Annotated in this window: 14 protein-coding genes; 7 read left to right on the top strand and 7 right to left on the bottom strand. The window is 41.1% G+C overall.

Annotation, left to right across the window (positions count from 1 at the left end; all coding sequences use genetic code 11):
• Positions 1-115: 115 nt before the first annotated feature.
• Entirely contained in the window at positions 116-1,354 is a 1,239-nt protein-coding gene (locus tag ETP70_RS00565; protein WP_188109952.1) for an IS110 family RNA-guided transposase, read from the bottom strand.
• 296 nt (positions 1,355-1,650) lie between these two features.
• Between ETP70_RS00565 and ETP70_RS00560 the strand changes: the two genes are divergently transcribed.
• The 7 genes from ETP70_RS00560 (at position 1,651) to ETP70_RS00530 (ending at position 8,831) form a co-directional block, all read left to right on the top strand.
• Positions 1,651-3,366 carry a copper resistance system multicopper oxidase gene (locus tag ETP70_RS00560; protein WP_151899342.1) on the top strand — a complete coding sequence of 572 codons (1,716 nt, stop codon included), beginning with the start codon at positions 1,651-1,653 and terminating at the stop codon, positions 3,364-3,366.
• A gap of 10 nt (positions 3,367-3,376) precedes the next feature.
• On the top strand, positions 3,377-4,060 hold the full coding sequence (locus ETP70_RS00555) for a copper resistance protein B (RefSeq protein WP_188110010.1): 684 nt from the start codon (positions 3,377-3,379) through the stop codon (positions 4,058-4,060).
• Positions 4,061-4,202: 142 nt separating this feature from the next.
• Positions 4,203-5,405, top strand: coding sequence for a hypothetical protein (locus ETP70_RS00550; RefSeq protein WP_151899340.1), 1,203 nt, complete (start codon positions 4,203-4,205; stop codon positions 5,403-5,405).
• A gap of 126 nt (positions 5,406-5,531) precedes the next feature.
• Entirely contained in the window at positions 5,532-5,912 is a 381-nt protein-coding gene (locus tag ETP70_RS00545; RefSeq protein WP_151899339.1) for a DUF302 domain-containing protein, read from the top strand.
• Between the two features lie 10 nt (positions 5,913-5,922).
• Positions 5,923-6,132, top strand: a complete 210-nt coding sequence (locus ETP70_RS00540; protein ID WP_151899338.1) for an SHOCT domain-containing protein — start codon at positions 5,923-5,925, stop codon at positions 6,130-6,132.
• Positions 6,133-6,146: 14 nt separating this feature from the next.
• Positions 6,147-8,450, top strand: a complete 2,304-nt coding sequence (locus ETP70_RS00535; RefSeq protein ID WP_223176107.1) for a copper-transporting P-type ATPase — start codon at positions 6,147-6,149, stop codon at positions 8,448-8,450.
• Between the two features lie 12 nt (positions 8,451-8,462).
• Entirely contained in the window at positions 8,463-8,831 is a 369-nt protein-coding gene (locus ETP70_RS00530; protein ID WP_151899337.1) for an HvfA family oxazolone/thioamide-modified RiPP metallophore, read from the top strand.
• A 3-nt stretch (positions 8,832-8,834) separates the two neighbouring features.
• On the opposite strand, the gene ETP70_RS00525 is transcribed toward ETP70_RS00530, so the two are convergent.
• The 6 genes from ETP70_RS00525 to ETP70_RS00500 all read right to left on the bottom strand — a co-directional run bounded on the left by ETP70_RS00525 (position 8,835) and on the right by ETP70_RS00500 (position 15,636).
• The gene (locus ETP70_RS00525; RefSeq protein WP_151899336.1) at positions 8,835-10,235 is read right to left on the bottom strand and encodes an MBL fold metallo-hydrolase RNA specificity domain-containing protein; all 1,401 of its coding nucleotides are present in this window, start codon (positions 10,233-10,235) and stop codon (positions 8,835-8,837) included.
• Positions 10,236-10,302: 67 nt separating this feature from the next.
• Entirely contained in the window at positions 10,303-11,478 is a 1,176-nt protein-coding gene (msrA, locus tag ETP70_RS00520; protein ID WP_151899335.1) for a peptide-methionine (S)-S-oxide reductase MsrA, read from the bottom strand.
• Positions 11,475-13,139 (bottom strand): GMC family oxidoreductase, encoded by a 1,665-nt coding sequence (locus tag ETP70_RS00515; protein ID WP_230973324.1) that lies wholly within the window; start codon positions 13,137-13,139, stop codon positions 11,475-11,477. Before ETP70_RS00515 ends, msrA begins: the two co-directional genes overlap by 4 nt.
• 13 nt (positions 13,140-13,152) lie before the next feature.
• Positions 13,153-13,641: a gluconate 2-dehydrogenase subunit 3 family protein gene (locus ETP70_RS00510; protein WP_188110009.1), complete on the bottom strand. Its 489-nt coding sequence runs from the start codon at positions 13,639-13,641 to the stop codon at positions 13,153-13,155.
• Positions 13,625-13,816 (bottom strand): hypothetical protein, encoded by a 192-nt coding sequence (locus ETP70_RS00505; protein WP_230973282.1) that lies wholly within the window; start codon positions 13,814-13,816, stop codon positions 13,625-13,627. Before ETP70_RS00505 ends, ETP70_RS00510 begins: the two co-directional genes overlap by 17 nt.
• A 68-nt stretch (positions 13,817-13,884) precedes the next feature.
• A complete protein-coding gene (locus ETP70_RS00500) occupies positions 13,885-15,636 on the bottom strand; it encodes an FMN-binding glutamate synthase family protein (protein WP_151899333.1) in 1,752 nt (583 codons plus the stop codon).
• Position 15,637: the final 1 nt, after the last annotated feature.

Below are 15,637 nucleotides of genomic sequence, written 5' to 3'. Positions count from 1 at the left end.
TTGACAATGATAAGGTACTAGGTGCCCCTTGAGGGTATAGGACAATTTATATAATTTCCTATATAGTGTTTATCAAGTTCTATAACAACTTATTGTTAAATAGTTGAATTAAACTTTAGGATAGTGATGCTTGAAATACCCTTTGTGGGTTATAGGCAACATTGTTTTTATATATAGCTAAAATGATATGTGCAAGCTTCCTTGCAACAATCACAACAGCTTCCTTTTTGGCTCTACCTTGAGAGACCTTGTCAAGAAAAAGCTTGTTGAGTTGCTCATTATGCCTAATGGCAGCAATAGCGGCTTGATAGAGAGCTTTTTTAGCAAGCTTTGCACCTCTTTTTGCGATTGCACCGTAGGTGAGTTTATTACCTGATTGCTCTAGTGTAGGATAAAGACCTAAATAACCAATGAAGTGAGAATTATTTTTGAATCGCGCTAAGTCTCCACACTCACTAATAAGAGCAAAGATGGTTTTATCACTCACACCTGGTATGGTTCTAAGATTATCAATAATATTCATAATCTCTTGCTCTTCATTACTCTCAAGTTGCGGTGTTTGATTAAAAAGCTTTAACATCTCATTCTCAAGCTCTTTAAGCTCCTCTTGTAGAAGCTTAATCACTCGGATATGAGATTTAATAACATAAGCTCTCTCATCTACACCATTGCCTTGATAAACAGAGTGTTTGGCTAACTCTAAAAGCTTTGTAGCTTTTTCTTCATTGAAGTTATTGCCTTTGATACCCCGAAAGGTTTTTAGTATTCTCTCTACACTCGCATGATGATAATGCTTTGCAGTTGGATACTTCTCTAAAAGTGCCAAGCCTGTCACATTAAAGGGATCTCTTATCACTTGTTCCATCTCTGGGAATACCACAGCTAAGAGTGTAGAGATTTGTCTTTTATGCTTTTTCATCTCTTCAAGTAGATTATTCTTATGTCTATAGAGTGATTTGATACTCTGATAAGTATCTTCACTTACATAGGCTTTAGAGTATCTGCCTGATTTAATAAGAGCTGCTATCATTAAAGCATCAATGTTGTCATTTTTTACTTTCTTCATGCTGTCCATCTCTCTAAATCTATTTGTTTGATAAGGATTGAGTAATAGTACATTAAATCCTTTTTCACTCAGATAAAGATAGAGATTTTCAAAGAAAATTCCAGTGGCTTCCATACCAATGGTAAAGGTTGATACTTCATCAATGGAGTTTAAAAGTAAAAGTAGCTCATTAAAGCCATTCTCATCATTGCTGAACTTAAGTGACTTCTTTATCACTTTATCATCTTGATTAACCACACAGGCAACATGAAAACCTTTTGCTATATCTATACCTACATAATAGTGCATCTGTACATCCTTTCGTATGTTTAACTTTTTTCTTACAGCCTCGTAACGATAGAGGATTGAGATAGAACTCATCCTGGCATCCTATGGGTAAGTTACTCAGGTTAAACGCAGTATGCTTTCTTAGATAGTTGGCATTACACCTCATAAGGAAAAATGACTGTCATTCAACTCTTTAACTGTAAGTTGTTTTAGTATTTGACAAACATAACAACTTTATCAAAAACTAAAAAATAAATATCAAATCACTACTCCTTTGGATGTAATGATTTGATAAATTTATTATACGAGGCATTCTTATGAAACACAATAAACACTCTTTATCAAGAAGAACTTTTGTCAAAGGCGTTGTCGCTTCAGGTGCAATGCTTTACGGAATAAACCTCAACGCTTCAACCGACACAGTTAAAAAGCGCAAAAAGACCGAAGAACTCTCAGGAACGGTTTTTAATCTGTCTATAGACAAAACTCTTGTCAATGTAACAGGAAAACCCTCATATGCTACGGCAGTCAATGCTATGCTGCAGGGTCCTACACTCAGATGGCGCGAAGGCGACACAATTACCTTACACGTAACCAACAATCTCAACGAATCCGCCTCTATTCACTGGCACGGTATCATTTTACCCTACCAAATGGACGGCGTTCCGGGAATCAGCTATGACGGTATCGCGCCGGGAGAGACATTTACCTATACATTTACCGTCCGTCAAAGCGGAACCTTTTGGTATCATTCCCATTCTGCTTTTCAGGAACAGACAGGTGTTTACGGCGCCATTGTCATAGAACCAAAAGAGAAAGATCCCTATGAATACGACAAAGACTATGTTGTCCTTTTATCCGATTATTCAGATGAAAAACCCGCAGCTATTTACCGAAAACTGAAGCTTTTTCCTGATTATTATAATTTTAACAGAAGAACTGTCGGCGATTTCTTTTGGGAAGTCAAAGACAAAGGATTTGTTGAAGCCTTTAAAGCACGTCAAATGTGGAATAAAATGCGTATGTCAGACAGAGATCTCTCTGATGTAACAGCCTACACCTATACTTTTTTGATGAACGGGCAAAATCCGGCAACACGTTTTAGGGCACTTTTTCAAAACGGAGAAAAAGTACGGCTTCGATTTATAAATGCAGCCGCAATGACATTTTTTGATGTTCGCATTCCAGGGCTTACAATGAAAGTTGTTGCAGCAGATGGCAATAATATACAGCCTGTGGATGTGGATGAGTTTCGCATAGGTGTTGCAGAGACATATGATGTCATAGTTGAACCCGAAAATGACAAAGCCTATGCTATTTTTGCACAAAGTATAGCAAGAAAAGGCTATGCACTCGGAAACCTCTCAACAGATGCAAATATATTGGCAGAAGTGCCGCAAATGGATCCGCCGCAAGCACTTACAATGCTTGATATGGGCATGAGTAAAGATATGGCACAGATGAAAAGTATGGATATGGCAAAGAAACAATCAATGCCATCTCTACAAAAGCCCATTCCCCTTACAAAACTGCCAATACGATGGGATGTCGGCACAACCATGCGGGCAATGAATCCGCAGTACAGACTCGATGACCCGGGTGTCGGACTAAGAAACAACGGAAGAAAAGTATTAACCTATGCAGATTTACGCTCTTTGCGCTCTACAAAAGAAGACAGATATCCAGACAGAGAGATCGTTTTGCATCTAACAGGAAATATGGAGCGTTACATGTGGTCTATTAACGGTATTCCTTATCATGAAGCGGCACCTTTGGAGTTTCATTACGGCGAACGTCTGCGTATCACTTATATAAATGACACTATGATGAACCATCCAATGCATTTGCATGGCTTATGGAGTGATCTTGAAACCGGTGATGAAAATCATTTGGTACGCAAACACACTATTATCTCACAGCCCGGTTCCAAAATAAGCTTTCGTGTCACAGTGGATGCAAAAGGTGCATGGGCGTACCACTGCCACTTACTCTATCACATGACAGATATGTTTAGAAAAGTCGTGGTTGATTAAAGGATTTATGATGAAAAATATACTCACAAAATTAACACTTTTAACGACTCTGGCAACGCTCTCTTTTGCCGGTGGAGGTGGTGATACCCTGCGTGCAACTTTTACCGCTGACAACCTGGAGTACCAGACAAACAGCGAAAAAAATCTTTACTGGGACACCTATGGATACATTGGCTATGATCTCAACAAACTCTACTTCTACAGTGAGGGAGAAAAGCCCAACAGTGGCGATGCAAGCAGTGAAAATCAACTCCTTTACTCCCGTGCGGTTGCCCCTTTTTGGGATGTGCAGGCCGGTATCAGTTACGATATAGCCGGATCAAACAACAAAACATGGGGCGTTCTTGCTCTCTCCGGCCTGGCTCCTTACTTTTTTGAAACACGGGCAGCTTTACTTTTTAGTGACGATGGCAATATTGGTCTGAGAATTGACATGGAATATGAGGCACTCATCACCCAAAGACTCATCCTCACACCAAAATTTACACTCGATGCCTATGCAAAAGATGCCCCGACTATGGGTTACGGTTCAGGCATCTCAAATCTTACTCTCGGCGCAAGACTTCGATATGAATTCAGAAGACAGTTCGCCCCCTATGTCGGCATTGAATGGGCAAAAAACTTTGGGACAACAAATACCTACTCTCCGCTTAATGAAGCTTATGCGACTTTTGGTCTTCGATTTTGGTTTTAATTCGCTACTAAACCTGTAAGCTTTTTTTGGCTTACAGTATTTCCTCACAAACTCATCACACTTTTTTGATACCGTATCAATATCTTAAGTGTTGTTTTGCATTTCAAAACTAATTTTAAAACTTAAGAATAAGGGGTATATTATGTTAAAAATGTTTTTTTTACTCGGTATCAGTCTCGTCACTTTTGTAACAAATGCTTACGCTATTCCGGCATTTGCAAGACAGATGGGAATCTCGTGTAATGCCTGCCATTCACAAAACGGATTTCCTGCGCTCAATCGTTTCGGACGAAGCTTTAAGGCAAGCGGCTACACAATGGTCGGTGCACAAAAGTCGATTTATGATGACCAAAACGGGAAATTTCTTTCACTGACAGACACACTCAACCTCTCTTTGAATGTTAAAATCGGGTATGTTCAAGGAGAAGATCCTGCCGAAGCAGCCCAAATTCAGTTTCCACAGGCTCTTGGCTTTATGATAGCGGGGCGTGTTGCCAACAATATTGGTGTATTTACCGAAATCGGTTACGAATCAGAAGACGGAAATGATCCTGTATTTCAACTCGCTACTTTGGTAGTGCCTGTTGTCTATGAACTTCCAAACTATACACTCGGAACTGTATTTTACCGAACAAGTGAATTTGGAGCAGCCGCTTCTTATGACACACTGGCAACCGGTTCCAAAGCAAACGGGCAGACACTTGAAGCTGTTTCTGTCACATCTGCGCAGTCTTACATTGTCAATAATGCAGGAGAAGAAGCTGCCGCAGAAGGTATCGGCTTTTATATTGCAAGTGATTTATGGTACGGTGTTTACTCTGCCTATGTACCAACTGTCGGTACCGTCTCAGGTGTTACACCCGCACATTACGCTTCCCTTGCTTTTACACCGCAGGTCGGCAACTGGGATCTTGGCATGAGCACTCAAATCTGGTGGGGAACAGCCTCAAGAGATGATGCGAATACATCTTTACCAAAAATAGAAGATAAAACAGACAAATTCGCACTGAACTTTCAGGCTATGGGATCCGTTGATACACTTCCTGTGAGTGTTTTTCTCACCTATGCCCAGGCAAAACAAGGCAGTCTCTTTGCACAGACTCCAAACAAGGTAAAAGCAGCTACCATTATGGGTGAAATAGCGCCTGTTGCACATATTCTTATGTTCTCAGCAGGCTACAGGGCGGCAGACAACGGTGCATATACAAACTCTGCAGACAATGCACAACTTCTGGCTGTCAAATATTTTTACAAAGAAAATGTGCAATGTCAGTTTGATTATGTCTTTAATCAAAATTCTCAAAAACGCAATGAAATATACTTTACATTACGTGCGGTTTTCTAACACTTCCTTTTTTTCTGTCATGCTATAGACTTTTCTCCTCCATAGCATGACATCTTTTACGAAACTCACAAATTCACCACAAACTCTTACTATACTTTTCTAAAATAAATTCTAAAAGGATAGAAGATGATTTACAAAACACAAACGAGCACTCCTCTTGAAACAGTCAAAGCACAGCTTGAGAAAAAAGCAAAAACATTGGGTTTTGGTGTATTGGGGTCTTATGATTTTCAAAAGATATTGAAAAGCAAGGGATTTGAACTTAAAACACCAATCACAGTGTATGAACTTTGCAATCCTCCTGCTGCAAACATGGCACTCAATGCCATTGCCGAAATTTCCGTGTATCTTCCCTGCAGAATATCCATTTACGAACAAAACGGTAAAACGGTTCTGGCGACAATCGGCATAGAAGAGATGCTCAATGCAGTCGATGTAGACGAAGATTTTAAACAGCATATGAGCGAAATTTTCAATAACTTGCGTACTCTTATGAGTGCTTTTTAAAGGAAACAGTATGTTTGATCATGCAATGACAGGATGGGGGTTTACAATGGGTTTAGGATGGATTATACCGTTGCTTTTAATTTTTGCGCTTTTTTATTTTATCAACAACAATAACAACACTGACAGAGAATCGGCACGAGATATTTTAGACAGAAAGTATGCAAACGGCGAAATAGACGAAGAAGAGTATAAACGAAAAAAAGAACTGCTGAAACACTGATTTGGAGGTGTATTATGAGTGAAAAGAAAACAGAAGAAAACACAGAAGAAGAAAATATATACTGTATTGATGATTCCTGTGAAATAGGCAATGTATTTTATACCTGCCCTATGCACCCTGAGATTCACCAAAATCATCCTGGAAACTGTCCAAAATGCGGCATGACCCTTGAAAAAGAGGTTGAGGCACTGCCGACGATTAAGACACAGTACACCTGTCCCATGCATCCCGAAATCATCCGTGATGAACCGGGAAACTGCCCTATATGCGGTATGCATCTTGAACCTGTCACCGTACAGGCCGAAGAGAAAAACGAAGAACTTGACGATATGAGCCGCCGCTTTTTGATAAGCACCGTTTTGTCAATTCCTTTGTTTGCCCTGGCAATGGTTCATGACATTACTCCGCAGTATATTCCCTCCTGGCTGAGTGCACAATTAGTACAGTGGATTGAATTTGTTCTGGCAACGCCTGTTGTACTTTGGGGTGGCTGGCCTTTTTATGTCAAAGGCTACCAGTCGGTAAAAACATGGAACCTCAATATGTTTACACTCATTTCCATGGGTGTGGGAGCCGCCTATCTTTACAGTGTCGTGGCTCTTTTCTTTCCTGAAATTTTTCCGCCTTTAATGCACACAAAAGAAGGTGTTGTCCCTGTTTACTTTGAAGCAGCAGCCGTCATTACCACCCTTGTTCTTTTAGGACAGGTGCTGGAACTGCGGGCAAGAAGCAAAACAAACACAGCCATCAAAACACTTCTGAATCTTGCGCCAAAAAAAGCGCATAGAATTATAGATGAAGAAGGAAATGAAGAGGAAGTAAATCTCGAACTTGTACATGTAGGTGACAAACTCCGAGTCAAACCTGGAGAAAAAATTCCTGTTGACGGCATTGTTATCGAAGGACAAAGCAATATTGACGAGTCTATGATTACAGGAGAACCTGTTCTTGTGCAAAAAACAGTAGGCGATACACTCATAGGGGCTACCATCAATAAAAACGGCACCTTGGTTATGCAGGCGACAAAAGTAGGCTCGGATACGATGCTTGCACAGATTGTCCAGATGGTAGCACAGGCCCAGCGCTCCCGTGCACCGATCCAACAGCTTGCCGACACAGTGTCAAGTTATTTTGTACCTGCAGTTGTCATTTCAGCGGTACTTGCTTTTACAGGCTGGTATATCTGGGGACCGTCTCCGCAATTGGCGTATGCCGTTGTCGCTGCCGTTTCTGTTTTAATTATTGCCTGCCCGTGTGCCCTCGGCCTTGCTACACCGATCTCAATTATGGTGGCAACCGGTCGTGCGGCACTCTCGGGTATACTGATTAAAGATGCAAAAACACTTGAAACGATGGAAAAAATAGACACTCTCGTAGTAGACAAAACAGGAACACTGACGCTTGGAAAACCAAAAGTGACCGATTTTCTCACTGCACCCGGCTATGATACGCAAGAGCTTATAAAATATGCTGCTTCACTTGAGCGTGCCAGTGAGCATCCTCTTGCACAGTCTGTTATAGACTATGCAAAAGAGTCAAATATTTCACTTATCAATGTAGACAATTTTGAAGCGGTGCCCGGCAAAGGCGTCATTGCCAAAATTGACGGTAAAAAAATAATTCTGGGCAGTGAAAAACTTCTGCAGGAACAGGGTATCTCCATCGAGGAGGTCCAGACAAAAGCAGATGCCATGCGCAATGATGCAAAAGGTATTATTTTTATGGCAATAGATGATAAATATTGTGCAATTATTGCGATAGAAGACCCTATAAAAGAGACTTCTGTTGAAGCTGTACATACATTGGAAAAAGAGGGCATAACAGTTGTCATGCTCAGTGGAGACAATGAATTTACAGCCAATGCTGTTGCCAAAAAACTTGGCATTTCAAAAGTATATGCCAATGTCCTGCCAGACGGCAAGGCAGATGTTGTAAAAGAGCTCCAAAGTAATGGAGCACGCGTTGCTATGGCCGGTGACGGCATTAATGATGCTCCGGCACTGGCACAGGCAGATGTCGGAATTGCCATGGGAACAGGTACAGATGTGGCTATTGAGAGTGCGGGAGTCACTCTTATAAAAGGCGATCTGCTGGGTATTGTAAAAGTACTGCGGCTCTCTCGCGCCACAATGCAAAACATCAGACAAAATCTCTTTTTTGCTTTTGTGTACAACAGCGCCGGCGTCCCGATTGCGGCAGGGGTACTCTATCCGTTCTTTGGGATTGTACTCTCCCCTATTATTGCCGCAGCAGCTATGAGTTTCAGCTCTGTTTCTGTTATTGCAAACGCACTGCGTTTAAAAAATGTAAAACTGTAATCAGGAGGTATAATGAAAATTGTTTTACTGACGCTCAGCACTTTTGTACTCTTCATAAGTGCCTGCAGCGATGAGAAAAAAGTTGCCAAATCTTCGGCGCCGGGGATGAAATGCGGCTCCGGAAAATGCGGCGCAAATATGTTTGACGGCAGTGCAGCACTTGTCAAAAAAAAGAAAAATATTTTAGCACAGATGAGACAGGATGATCCGCGTCAAAACTGTGTAAAAAATGCAAAAAGTACAAAAAAAATGTATGATTGTGTAAGAGATCCCAAAACACACATTATGACACTCAAATGCGGGGAAGGCAAGTGCGGTGCAGCCATGCCGGCACCCACAATGAAATGCGGTGCAGGGAAATGCGGCGGTTCCATGAAATAGTTCTTAGTCGAGAACTATTTTCTCTTTAAAAGAAACGATATGCGCATCCAAATGCAGTTTTTTATTTAGCATTTTCTTAAAAGCTTTTTGACTCTTGAGTTCTCCATGTACCAAGAAGACTTTTTTCAAATCTTGCATACTCGAGATCCACTCCAATATTCCGTCTCTGTCCGCATGGGCAGAAAAACCGTTAATTGTATGAATAGATGCCTTGACAACAATATCTTCTCCCAAAACATTGATCCATTTTGCTCCCTCGACGATTTCACGTCCCAAGGTTCCCTCAGCCTGAAATCCTACAAAAATCACGGCATTGCGTTTATCCCAGATTCTGTGTTTAAAATGGTGTGTAATGCGTCCGCCGTTGCACATTCCTGCTCCAGCAATGATGATAGCACGGCTTTTTGTATCATTTATGCTTTTTGAAGCTTCAGGTGTTTCTGTATAGACAAGCGAATCAAAATTAAAAACGGTTCCGTCTTCTTGCATATTTGCCTGGCATTTTTTCGTCAAATCCTTGACATACTGGCGATATACAGCCGTTGCCCGCGTTGCCATGGGAGAATCCAAAAACACTTTGCATTTTGGCAACTCTCCGCTCTCATGCATCTCTCTTAAAATACACAGCAGCTCCTGAGTACGTTCAATCGCAAAAGAAGGAATGAGTACATTCCCTTGATTGTTCAAAGTTTTTACAATGACCCTTTTAAATTCTTTAATAGTTGCCTTAATAGATCGATGGTCTCTGTCTCCATAGGTTGTTTCAACATACAGACTTTGTGTTTTGTCACATTTGTTTAAATTTGGCATGACAAGGCCGTTATCATTTCCGATGTCACCTGAAAATACAATAGTATGCGAATCACTCTTGTCCATATAAGAGAGTTCGATAAAAGCGGAACCTAAGATATGCCCTGCATTACGGTAGACAAAACTCACACCTTCGCATAAATCATAATATTTGTCATATTCAGGATTGACCCACTCTATACTTTGAAATGTTTTTTCCACATCCAAAGGCTGGTAGAGTGGTTTTGAAAGTTTTTTTTCTCTTCCTTTGCGCAGTGCTTTTCTGTACTTTGTTTGAAAATCTTCACTCATTATTTTCGCACTGTCCATCAAAATAATCTCTGCCAAATCCATTGTGGCGGCAGTAGCATAGATTTTTCCCTTAAAACCCTCTTTGACCAGTTTGGGAATCCGTCCGATATGATCAAGATGGGCATGTGTCACCAAAAGATAATCTATACTCGAGGGTTCAAAGTAAAAGGCCTCTTCGTTTTTCTCTTCATCTTCGCCCTGAAACATCCCGCAGTCTATCATGATTTTCACGCCATCAATTTTGAGGACATGACACGAACCTGTCACCTCTTTTGTTGCACCGTACGATCTCACTGTTGCCATCACAAATCCTTTACATGTAATCTACATGTAACGATTATACGCCAATATTTCTTAAAAATCTGCCAAACTACTTTCTTGGTATAAATTCAAGGACACTTGCATTGATACAAAACCGTTTGCGTCCGTCAGGCAAAGGAAAAACATGCCCTAAATGAATACCGCTTTTTTTCGCAATAATTTCAATGCGTTTCATACCAAAACTGTCATCTTCTTTTTGTATTGTCGCACCGTCAACCGCCTTGTAAAAACTGAGCCATCCGGTTCCTGAATTAAACCTGTCACGTGTGTCAAACAGCACTTCACCGCTGAGTTTGTCTACAAATACACCCTCAGACGTATGTTTAAATATATCATACTGTTTGCAAAAGCGGTTATCCGTGCCCTGATTAAACGCTACCTTGTAACTCTCGGAATTTTTACCCAGTTTAAAATCACCCAGGGCTTTATAAAATTCTTTTTCATTCATAAAACCGACATGACCGGCTATTTCTTTTCCATCTTCTATAAAAAGTACAGTAGGCGTTGCATAAAGTTTTGTTTGTATTGCAAAGCCTTTCAAATCACTTGCCAAAACTGTCCGCATCGGCACTCTACCTTTGTAATTTTTTGCCACCTCTGCATCAAATTTTTCACAGTAGGGGCAAAAATTAGGACTTTTAATGACCAAAATCTCTTTGCCGCCCAAAGGTGTTACAAAATCATGTTTTGCTTGTTCTTTTTGAAACTTGACACCGGTAGCATGGTTGGGACAATACCCATGAGGATGTTTTTGCAGATAATCCTGATGGTAGGTCTCTGCCGTATAAAAATGTTTGAGCGGTTTTATCTGTGTTGTTATTTTGCCGTATCCCTTTTTCGTAAGTAATTTTTGATAGGCTTGTTCTGTTAGATGCGCAATTTTTTCCTGTCTTGGCGTTGTATAAAAGATAGCGCTTCTGTAATTGTTTCCGATGTCATTGCCCTGCCCGTTTGCCTGTGTCGGGTCATGCAGTTCCCAAAAAGATTTTATCAGTGTTTTTGCATCTGTTTTAGAATTGTCATAAACGACTTTGACCGATTCGGTGTAGTTGATGATTTTTTTGCCGTTTTTTGTGTAACGGTTTTTCAGTACCTTCTCATAGGTCGGATTAGGATAATTTCCGCCTGCATAACCGGATTCGGCACTGATAACCCCCTGCATATGTTCAAAATGTTTCTCAACACCCCAAAAACATCCTGCTGCAAATACTATTGAGACTATCATGACTTTTCCTTCTTTAATTGTTCTTTGATAACATCCGCCACACGAAATGCGTTTGCGTAAATCGTCCATGTGTAGGGAACACTCCCGCCTGTCGGCATAAAAGAGGCATCCGCGACATAGAGATTTTCCAAATCATGGGCTTTGCAGTTTTTATCCAGTACCGATGTTTTGACATCTTCGCCAAATCTGCATCCGCCCGCAACAAGGTTAGGCGGCGGTGCAGAAGAGATGGAATAGTCGATCTCTTCACACCCAAGCTGTTGCAACACTTTCACTGCTTTTTGTGCCAAATATTCTCCTACTTCCAGGTCATGCGGATGTCCGTAGAGATTTATAACCCCGACTGGTACACCGTATTTGTCTCTGACTGTATCATCCACACTCACAAAGCATTTATCAGTGGGCAGCCAGTCGTTAAAGACTTCAAAGGTCAGTACTCTTGAGCGTGTTATGCGTTTTTTAATTTTCTTGGCAAGGGCATCACCCCACAAGAGATTTCCGTTTTCATCATAAACTTCACGCATCACACGGGAAATAATATTTTGATGCTCAAACAAAAAGTCAATCGTTCCGCCTTTTTGCATCTTTGCATTCATTTCAAAATCATACCAGTCTTGTAAAGAACGGTTGAAAAAAACACCGACTTCCATCAGCTCTTTTTGCTGCTGCGGTGTCAGTTTTTCAAAGACAAAGCGTCCGCTTCCGCTGCCGCCTGCAGAAAAAATAAGATTTTTCCCGACTTCGCCGCTGGAGTTTGCCAAACCATTTGGAAAATGCTCATTTTTAGAATTAAGCAAGAGTCTTGAGGTCTCAATCGCCTGTGCGGCCACAACAAAAATTTTTGCCTGCACAGAGTGTCTGATACCGCGTTTTGTGTAGTAGTACGCCCGTGTCACTTTTTTATCATTGCTTTGAAGTTTGTACACAAAAGCATCTGTAATGATTTTTGCCTTGCATTTTTGCAACAAAGCGGCACGACCGCTTCCCTTTGCTCCGCTTGCACAGCCGTAACTGCCGCAAAAATTGGAATAGTAACAGGCATTGCGTCCAAGTGCATTTTGGGACAAGATGGCACGCGGTGTGGGTATCGGGGTATAATGAAGCTCTTTACATGCAAGATCAAACCATTTTGTTACACCGTTTGTCTGCAACTCAGGGTAAGGCAGATCTGTACTTGAGCGCGGTTCAAGATATTTGTGTTTGACAATTTTCCCGCTCACACCCACAACTTTTTCAACCTTGTCATAATACGGTTCCAAGTCCTCATAGCTGATCGCCCAGTCAACAATATTTGCCCCTTTGATCTCGCCGTATACGCTCTTGAGTTTAAAATCATTTGGCTTGAGTCTGTGAAAATATCCGCTCATCAGGTTTGAGGAACCGCCCACCATAGAGCCGTTCCAAAAATTCCAGCCCGATGCTTCCCCGTCATAACGGGTAAAACTACCGTCTGCGTTATACTCATTTATAATATGTTTTTGTTCACTCAGCGGCGGGGTAAACATATCACGTCGTGTGACGGCTATTTCATCTTTGTTAAAATCACGCTCTGTATAGTTTTGCCCTTTTTCCAAAACAACAACACTGAACCCGGCATTTGCCAGCTCATACGCTACGGGAGAACCGCCTGCTCCGCTGCCGATTATACATACATCAACCATTATATCTTTGCCATTACATGTAAGCCTTTTGCGGTCTGGGTTGTCCGCCTTTGAAATTGAGCCATTGCCAACCGGCTTCTTTGTTGTTTCCGCCATATACAGGGTCACCGAGCATTGCTTCAAACATATAGTTCATCACATCATAAACAAAACTCTCTCCCCACTCTGTTTGTGTTATATTTTCAAGAATACTTTGCCTTTGCATTGGCGAAAGCTTTGTATACTCTTGTCTATAGCTTTGAATGGCTTCTTCATTCAGCCATTTCACACCGTTTTTTAAGAAAGTTTTATCCGCATCGCTTATACGGCTGTGATGAAATATTTTTTGCATGTACGGAGCAGTTTGTATCCCTAAATGCTGTGCCTGAGGGAACAGGTCTTTGTGTAAAAGGGTGAAGGTTTGCAAGGGTGTTGTCACGCCAAAAAGGGTGCATCCGTCCATTAAAAAAACGGCACCAGAAAGAAAACTTGCCTGTAAAAATTTTCTACGAGAAAAGGTCATCAAAAAAAGAACCTTTCTTTTTTGGTTTATAAGAGGATGTCCGTTCATCCACAAAATCAGGATCCCCTTTTTCAAGCATCTCTTTTGAAGGTTTTTGTATATGTTTTTTAGGCTTTTTCTCTTTCACAAAAGTTTGTGTAACTGTACCTGCGGTACTGTGAGGAATACACATCATAGCCTCCTTCTTTTTAATTATTACAACTATTATACTCAAAAAGTGTGTAATAATTGTGTAACACCTTTTTAGTTTATCAGCATTTCTTCAAAATAACGTTCAACATCCATGTATGTTTTTCCACTGTTGTCTCTGAAAATAAGATTCTCTTTTTCAAGTTGTTTTATATGGTGTAAGCCCATCACAGCGAGCAGGTTTCGTATTCCAAAAAGCAACTGTTCATGATATGATGCAATGTTTCTTGCTTTTTTCTCTATCAAGAAGGAGGCTCTTTTTTTCTTGTCCTGTGTTGCCAGACCGACAGGACAGGCACGACCGTGTGCCCCTGAACACTCCCGTGCTCGGATACATCCGGCACTCATCATAAAAGCTCTTGCTATGGCTACATAGTCCGCGCCCAAACCGAACAGGACAACAGCATCATCAGGTGTCAGTACTTTTTCGCTTGCAATGAGTTTGACTTTTTGTCGTGCGCCTACTCTTCTTAACTCGCTATCTGCTATATAAAGTGCCTTTGCAATATTCATGCCGACACTCATCATCATCTCCAGTGGTGCAGCACCGCTTCCTCCGTCTCCGCCGTCTATGGTAATAAAATCAGGATAGGCATTTGAACCGGCAGCAAGGCGCTGTTGGATAAGATTTGCATACTCTGTAAAATTCTCCTGGGATGAAATCACAAGCTTGATGCCTACCGGTTTTTCAGACAAGGCTTTGAGCCTGCCCGTAAAATCAAAAAGCTCTTCTATGCTGTGTGCAAAAGGAAACTGATTTGGACTGAAAAGATTTTTGTGTGCTTCTACCCCGCGATAATAGGCGATCTCTTCGCTTACCTTGGATGCAAGCAGTTTCCCTCCGGTCTGCTTTGCTCCCTGTGCCATTTTAATCTCTGTCATTTTACAAAAACGCATTGTCTTTTGGTAGCGTTCCTCGCAGAAATTTCCTTCTTTGTCCCGCACACCGTAGAGTCCGCTTCCCATCTGAAAAATAATATCAGGCATATCATCAGGCACCTGTGAAGGAAAAGTGCTCATTGGCGCATCCCAGTTAACCCGGTAAAAGACCAATTCCGTTTTATCAAAAAGATAACTGTCAGGAGCAGGAGTTGTCACAACCATATGTTTGTATACCTTTTGTGCAGTGGCCGGGTTGATCAAAAATTTTACAATTCTATACATATTTTTTGCAAAGAAAGTTCCCTCTTGGATTTGAAAAAATTGACACTCTCTTGTATATTTATGGGTATAAAAAAAGTTTGAAGTCAGACTTCCTTCTCCTGTATTGATAGGAAATTTTCCAAGATAAGCCCCTTTTGTAAAAGCACGTGTTCCCTCAGGAGAGATGGCCCCGTCACTCATGGCACTCCGCCCGAGAACAGATCTTGTTGTAAAAGGCTTGGGAGAATCTTCTCCAAAAGTTGCAGAAAAATCATCGCTCACATCTTCTGTATTAAGCACACAGTTGGCATTTTTAATGCCAAGTCTTGCAGTTTTTTGCGGTTGTCCGGGAGAAAAAGAGGCATAGGCGGATTTTCGTTCAGCCGAGTCATATACCCATTTGACCTTGTCAAACGATTCATAAAACTTTTCATCACCAAAATATTGACGCATCGGGTCACGCAGTGCATAAAACAGATACCGCAAACGACCGATTAACGGATAGTTAATCAGCAGCTGGTTTTCCCGTTGAATATACCTGTCATAAATAAATAAAACTATAGAAGTTACAATAAAAAGAATAGTTATTGCCTTAAATAGAAACATCAATATTGGGAATTGGATTTCTCCTATTTCATGCGTAAACCTGAATAATGCTTCCATT

The organism is Sulfurimonas hydrogeniphila (genome assembly GCF_009068765.1).
GTDB classification, from domain to species: Bacteria; Campylobacterota; Campylobacteria; order Campylobacterales; family Sulfurimonadaceae; genus Sulfurimonas; species Sulfurimonas hydrogeniphila.
Note: the sequence above shows the minus strand (reverse complement) of the source record. Positions and strands in the feature narration are given on the sequence as shown.

What these genes read in the sequence shown, in the direction of transcription:
- ETP70_RS00530 (WP_151899337.1), top strand. Translation starts at nt 8,463, where the DNA reads ATGAAAATTGTTTTACTGACGCTCAGCACTTTTGTACTCTTCATAAGT.
- ETP70_RS00515 (WP_230973324.1), bottom strand. Translation starts at nt 13,139, where the DNA reads ATGGTTGATGTATGTATAATCGGCAGCGGAGCAGGCGGTTCTCCCGTA.
- ETP70_RS00505 (WP_230973282.1), bottom strand. Translation starts at nt 13,816, where the DNA reads ATGATGTGTATTCCTCACAGTACCGCAGGTACAGTTACACAAACTTTT.
- ETP70_RS00500 (WP_151899333.1), bottom strand. Translation starts at nt 15,636, where the DNA reads ATGGAAGCATTATTCAGGTTTACGCATGAAATAGGAGAAATCCAATTC.
- msrA (WP_151899335.1), bottom strand. Translation starts at nt 11,478, where the DNA reads ATGATAGTCTCAATAGTATTTGCAGCAGGATGTTTTTGGGGTGTTGAG.
- ETP70_RS00510 (WP_188110009.1), bottom strand. Translation starts at nt 13,641, where the DNA reads ATGACCTTTTCTCGTAGAAAATTTTTACAGGCAAGTTTTCTTTCTGGT.
- ETP70_RS00535 (WP_223176107.1), top strand. Translation starts at nt 6,147, where the DNA reads ATGAGTGAAAAGAAAACAGAAGAAAACACAGAAGAAGAAAATATATAC.
- ETP70_RS00555 (WP_188110010.1), top strand. Translation starts at nt 3,377, where the DNA reads ATGAAAAATATACTCACAAAATTAACACTTTTAACGACTCTGGCAACG.
- ETP70_RS00540 (WP_151899338.1), top strand. Translation starts at nt 5,923, where the DNA reads ATGTTTGATCATGCAATGACAGGATGGGGGTTTACAATGGGTTTAGGA.
- ETP70_RS00550 (WP_151899340.1), top strand. Translation starts at nt 4,203, where the DNA reads ATGTTAAAAATGTTTTTTTTACTCGGTATCAGTCTCGTCACTTTTGTA.
- ETP70_RS00525 (WP_151899336.1), bottom strand. Translation starts at nt 10,235, where the DNA reads ATGGCAACAGTGAGATCGTACGGTGCAACAAAAGAGGTGACAGGTTCG.
- ETP70_RS00560 (WP_151899342.1), top strand. Translation starts at nt 1,651, where the DNA reads ATGAAACACAATAAACACTCTTTATCAAGAAGAACTTTTGTCAAAGGC.
- ETP70_RS00565 (WP_188109952.1), bottom strand. Translation starts at nt 1,354, where the DNA reads ATGCACTATTATGTAGGTATAGATATAGCAAAAGGTTTTCATGTTGCC.
- ETP70_RS00545 (WP_151899339.1), top strand. Translation starts at nt 5,532, where the DNA reads ATGATTTACAAAACACAAACGAGCACTCCTCTTGAAACAGTCAAAGCA.